Raw genomic sequence first — 5031 nt, forward strand, 5'->3', positions numbered from 1 at the left:
TACAACAACTTCTACGAGTTTGGGCTCGACAAGAACGATCCCGCGCGCCACGCGCACATCCTCAAGACACGGCCGTGGTCCGTCGTCATCGACGGCGAGGTGGCCAAGCCGCAGACGGTGGACATCGATCAGATCCTCTCCTGGTTCTCCCTGGAGGAGCGCGTCTACCGGATGCGCTGCGTGGAGGCCTGGTCCATGGTCATCCCCTGGCACGGCTTCCCCCTGGGCGAGCTCATCAAGCGCGTGGAGCCCACCAGCCGCGCGAAGTACGTCGCCTTCACTACGCTGATGGATCCGGAGCAGATGCCCGGCCAGAAGCGCCACGTGCTGGACTGGCCCTACGTGGAGGGCCTGCGCATGGACGAGGCCATGCACCCGCTGACGATCCTGGCCGTGGGCCTCTACGGCAAGACGCTGCCCAACCAGAACGGCGCGCCCCTGCGGCTGGTGGTGCCCTGGAAGTACGGCTTCAAGGGCCTCAAGTCCATCGTCAAGATCACCCTCACCGAGCAGCAGCCGCCCACCACCTGGAACCTCGCCAAGCCCAGCGAGTATGGCTTCTACGCCAACGTGAACCCCGAGGTGGATCACCCGCGCTGGAGCCAGGCCACCGAGCGCCGCGTCGGCGAGTACCGCCGCCGCCCCACGCTGCCCTTCAACGGCTATGCCGAGCAGGTGGCCTCCCTCTACACCGGCATGGATCTGCGCGAGAACTACTGAGCTTTCTATGGCCTCCCCGCCGTTACCCTGGCTCAACCCCGCCGTGCTCGTGGGCGGCCTCGCCCCGCTGGCGCTCTTGGCGGTGCAGGGCGCGCAGGGAACGCTTGGCCCCAACGTCATCGAGGCCGTGCTGAACCAGACCGGGCTGCTGGCGCTCGTGTTCCTCGTGGGGTCGCTGGCGTGCACGCCGCTCAAGCTGCTCTTCGGGTGGACGTGGCCCATTCGCGTCCGCAAGCTGGTGGGCCTCATGGCGTTCGGCTACGCGGTGCTGCACTTCCTCACCTACGCGGTGGCGGATCAGGGGCTCGCGCTGCGCCCCATCCTCGAGGACATCACGAAGCGGAAGTTCATCGCGGTGGGCCTCATCGCCCTGGTGCTGCTGGTGCCCCTCGCTGTGACCTCCACCAACGCGGCCGTGCGGCGCCTGGGCTTCCCCGCGTGGAAGCGCCTGCACCGGCTGGGCTACCTGGCGGCGGCGCTGGGGGTGATCCACTTCGTCTGGCGGGTGAAGCAGGACGTCACCGAGCCGTTCATCTACGGCGCGGTGCTCACGGTGCTGCTGGGGATCCGGGCCGTGGAGGCCGTCCGCAAGCGCCGCCGGACGCGTGAGGCGCCGCGCCCGGCCTGAGCAGGGGGCGCCAGGGCTCGAACGAAAAACCCACCCCCTCACGGAGAGAGGATGGGTGGGAGCTGCTTCAGCGGAGTGTCCCGCGGCTCAGCTGTTGCGCGGCAGGATCGTGTCCACCAGCGTCATCAGCTGCGCGCAGCTCACCGGCTTGCGCACGAAGGCGTTGATGCCTGCCTTCTGGCCCTGCGTGCGGACCTCCGCCACGTTCGGATCGCCCGTCATCATCAGGATCGGCGTGCGCGCGATGCGCGGGTTCTCGTTGGAGCGCACCTGCATGGCGAAGTCCGCGCCGCTCATGCCCTCCATCCGGAAGTCCGTCAGCACCAGGTCCACTGCGCCCTGCTCCAGCACCTTCAGGGCCTCCTCACCAGACTCGGCCTCGACGTACTCGAAGTTGCGGGCCATCAAATAGATCTTCAGCAGCGTTCGGATGGAACGGCTGTCATCGACGAGCAGGACGCGCTGGGGCGTCCCGGTAGCGGCCTTCAGCACGGGGCGAACTGCCTCCAGAGCGGGACGAGGAATGGAGATAGCAGCAACAGAGGAGAGCGTTCCAGCCTTCATAAGGATCCTTCCCTCGTTCAGGAAAATCCCCTGAACTGCACAACTGGAATAGTGCAGGAAAGCCAGTCGGATGTCAAAACGAAGTGAAAGAGGCGAAACCAGGAAAGCGAGAAGAAGTGTAGGCCCTCCTCCTCAAGGGAGGGCCCTGCCAGGAAACGCCTAGAAGATCAGGTATTTAGCGGACTTGGAAGGAGAAGCCCTGTCCGTCGATGGGGGGGAGCCCGAGCCCGCCGGCCAGCTGCGGCGAGAGCTCATTGGGCACTCGCCACACCTGTCCCGTGGACTGGAGGACGATCACCGCATAGCGCCCCGCGGGCACCGCCCTGAGCGTCTTGGGGACGGCCGGGTTGCTTACGTCGACCGCCATGGGGCGGAAGGCCACGGTCAGCTCGGGCGTGGGGACGACGGCGTCCATCTTGGGGCGGTTCTCGGAGTCGTAGAGCCCCGACAGGAGGGGGTCTGCCAGGAGGACCGTGGGGATCACCACGAGATCCGGCTGGCCGTCCACGGTGCCGTCCGCGTGCACGTAGTCCGCGCCCTGGGCGTCGATCACCCCGTTGTTGTCCAGGTCGTTCTCGTCCGTGAGGCCGTTGCCGCCGTCCGCGAGCTTGCGGATGAGCACTCGCGGCCAGAGGTCCGGCGCGCCATCCCGGTTGGCGTCGTCCGGCACGTTGTCCCGGTTCTCGTCCATGAAGCGCACGAGGAAGACAGGTGCGCTCAGGTCCACGACGCCCTCGCGGATGGGGCGGGCGCGCAGCTTGAAGGACTGGTTGCCCCCGTTTGGATCGATCGTCGCCGAGCCCACCACGTCGAAGGCCGGGCGGTCCGCCGCGACGGTGGCCACCTCGGAGAAGCTCACCGTGATGCCCGTCACCGGGATGGGCGTGCCATCCCCGGTCTCGCCCACCTCGATCACACGGGGGATGCGAGTGGCTGGATCCACCGAGGCCCCCGCCACGTCCCACAGGTTCGGCTCGGCGGTGACGTTGTACCAGGGGATGAAGTCGGGGCCGTGGCAGGGCTTCACGTCCGTGCGGCAGGTGTCCGTGTCGATGAAGCCTCGCAACAGGTAGCTCCCCGGGCGCACCAGGGGAAAGACGAAGGGCGCGGTGAACGGCCCCGTCGTGCTCTTGCTCAAGTCCGAGCCGAACAGCACCGCCTGGGGAACGAGGGTGAAGGCCACCGGGCGCCCCGTCCCCTGCGGCGGCGGAGGACGCTGGGCGTCATAGAGGAACACCACGGCATTGCCGCGGGCGGGGCCCTGGACCACGACGCTGCCCTCGATGCGCGCGGCCCGCGTCTGCTGCTGCTGATCGTCGGTGGCCACCACGGGCGGCGGCTCGCAGCCTGACGTGAGGAGCGTGGAGAGCATCAGGCCCGCGAGGGCCCGGCCCTGGGAGCGGAGGGAGCTCATGGGATCACCGTCATGCTCGCGAAGACGCGGCGCTCGATGCGGTTGCCAAAGGGATGCTGGGCGTGGGTGCCAGCCAGCTTCGAGCCCACCACCGCCACCGAGAGCTTGTCCTGGATGATCTCGTAGCCCACGCGGGCGTTGAGGATGGTGTAGGCCGGGAGCCGGTTGGAGAGGAACTCGATGCGCGTCGGATCCTCCTCTGCGGGCTCACGCTCGATCCAGGTGGCGCTCGAGGTGTAGGCCGCGTCCACGCCGAACTCCAGATCCATGCGCGTGCGGTAGGTGAGGCCGCCGAAGAGCTTGACCCCCGGCGCCTGGCTGCAGGGGCCGCACAGCCCATCCAGCTCGCCCTTCGCCGTCACCTTCTGCAGCGCCGAGCTGAGCTTGATGCCCAGGCCATCCACCGGGGCCAGCGACACGCCCACCTCCACGCCGCGCGAGGTGTAGGTCGCCGGCTCGTTCTGGAAGAAGGAGCGGCCCACCATATAAGTGCCGCTCTCGGGGTCGAAGGACTCGCCCGCGGGCAGCCGCTGCACCGCGGACAGGCCGATCAGGTTCTTCACCGTGTTCTGGTAGAGCGCCACGTCCCAGTCGATGCCCAGCCGAGGGGCCTCGCCGCGGTAGCCCAGCTCGAAGGCGACCAGCCGCTCCGGCTTCAGCGTCCGGCTCCCCAGCGTGAGCGCGCTGGCGCCAGGCACTCCGGGGGCGGGCACGAGCAGGTTCGTGTAGCTCTCCAGGAACGTGGGGACGCGGAAGGCGGAGGCGCCGCTGAGGCGGAAGGCGTGCCCCTCGAAGGGGAGGTAGATGGCGGACACGCGAGGCGAGTGCGCCAGGCCGGGCTTGCCCTCGTTCAGCAGCGGGTGGCGATCCGCGCGGTACGAGGCCAGCAGGCGCAGGGGCTGCACGGGCCGCCACTCGTCCTGGACGAAGGCCGCCGCGTGGAACTCCTCCGTCACCCCGCCGATGTAGTTCCACCCCACGCGTTTGAGGCGCCCCTCCGCGCCCACGGTGAGCAGGTGCTCACCGCCCAGCTCAAAGGCCTTGCTGAAGAGAGCCTCGCCATTGAAGACGTGAGAGGCGACATGGGTGGCCAGCGAGCGCTGGCCAATGGGCTCGAACTGCGGCCCCGCATCCACGTTCACGTGGTTCCAGAAGGTCTTCAGCTTCACGGGCCCGAGGGTGGCGTCCGCCTTCCCGTAGGCCGTGATTCCATCCATGTAGAAGTTGCGCAGCGTCCCCAGCGGGTAGAGCTCCGTGGTGAAGCGGTGGACGCCCGAGGACACGCCCAGCTCGAACCCGGGCGCGAAGGTGTACTCGGTGGCCAGGTTGCCGCGGGCGCCCTGGTAGCCCCGCTCCTCGCTGGGCGAGCGCCGGACGATGTCCGGCCGGTCCTCTCCGAAGTCCTGGCTCCACTTGTCCGTCTGCCCGTAGCCCACGGACAGGCGGTAGCGCAGGGCGCTCGCGGCGCCGTAGCTGACGAAGGAGCCGCTCACGGTGTTGCCTCCGCCCACCGTGGCGTGGATCTGCCGCTGCCCATACCCCGGCGCGCGGGTGATGATGTTGACGACGCCGAGCATCGCGTTGGCGCCGTACAGGGCGCTGCCAGGACCGCGAATCACCTCGATGCGGTCGATCTCCTCCAGCTCGATGGGGAGGCTGGACCAGAGCGTCATGCCGAGGAAGTCCTGGTACTCGCTGCGGCCGT

5 protein-coding genes are annotated in these 5031 nt (G+C 68.4%); 2 read left to right on the plus strand and 3 right to left on the minus strand.

The window, feature by feature from the left end:
* Both msrP and VD972_RS26815 read left to right on the plus strand, forming a co-directional pair.
* The coding region (gene msrP / locus VD972_RS26810) for a protein-methionine-sulfoxide reductase catalytic subunit MsrP (protein ID WP_324991589.1) at nt 1-720 on the plus strand (720 nt) is incomplete at its 5' end.
* Nucleotides 721-727: 7 nt separating this feature from the next.
* Complete coding sequence (locus VD972_RS26815) at nt 728-1348, plus strand: protein-methionine-sulfoxide reductase heme-binding subunit MsrQ (protein ID WP_324991590.1); 621 nt, start codon at nt 728-730, stop codon at nt 1346-1348.
* Between the two features lie 87 nt (nt 1349-1435).
* Here VD972_RS26815 and VD972_RS26820 read toward each other — a convergent pair whose 3' ends face one another.
* The 3 genes from VD972_RS26820 to VD972_RS26830 form a co-directional block, all read right to left on the minus strand.
* Nucleotides 1436-1912, minus strand: a complete 477-nt coding sequence (locus tag VD972_RS26820; RefSeq protein WP_324991591.1) for a response regulator — start codon at nt 1910-1912, stop codon at nt 1436-1438.
* A 175-nt stretch (nt 1913-2087) separates the two neighbouring features.
* On the minus strand, nt 2088-3326 hold the full coding sequence (locus tag VD972_RS26825) for a hypothetical protein (protein ID WP_324991592.1): 1239 nt from the start codon (nt 3324-3326) through the stop codon (nt 2088-2090).
* On the minus strand, nt 3323-5031 hold a 1709-nt coding region (locus tag VD972_RS26830; protein WP_324991593.1), incomplete at its 5' end, for a TonB-dependent receptor plug domain-containing protein. The genes VD972_RS26825 and VD972_RS26830, both read right to left, overlap by 4 nt.

The organism is Hyalangium sp., from assembly GCF_035629615.1.
In the GTDB taxonomy this organism is placed as follows: domain Bacteria; phylum Myxococcota; class Myxococcia; order Myxococcales; family Myxococcaceae; genus Hyalangium.

Coding starts and splice junctions, on each gene's coding strand:
- VD972_RS26815 (WP_324991590.1), top strand. CDS start 728: ATGGCCTCCCCGCCGTTACCCTGGCTCAACCCCGCCGTGCTCGTGGGC.
- VD972_RS26820 (WP_324991591.1), bottom strand. CDS start 1,912: ATGAAGGCTGGAACGCTCTCCTCTGTTGCTGCTATCTCCATTCCTCGT.
- VD972_RS26825 (WP_324991592.1), bottom strand. CDS start 3,326: ATGAGCTCCCTCCGCTCCCAGGGCCGGGCCCTCGCGGGCCTGATGCTC.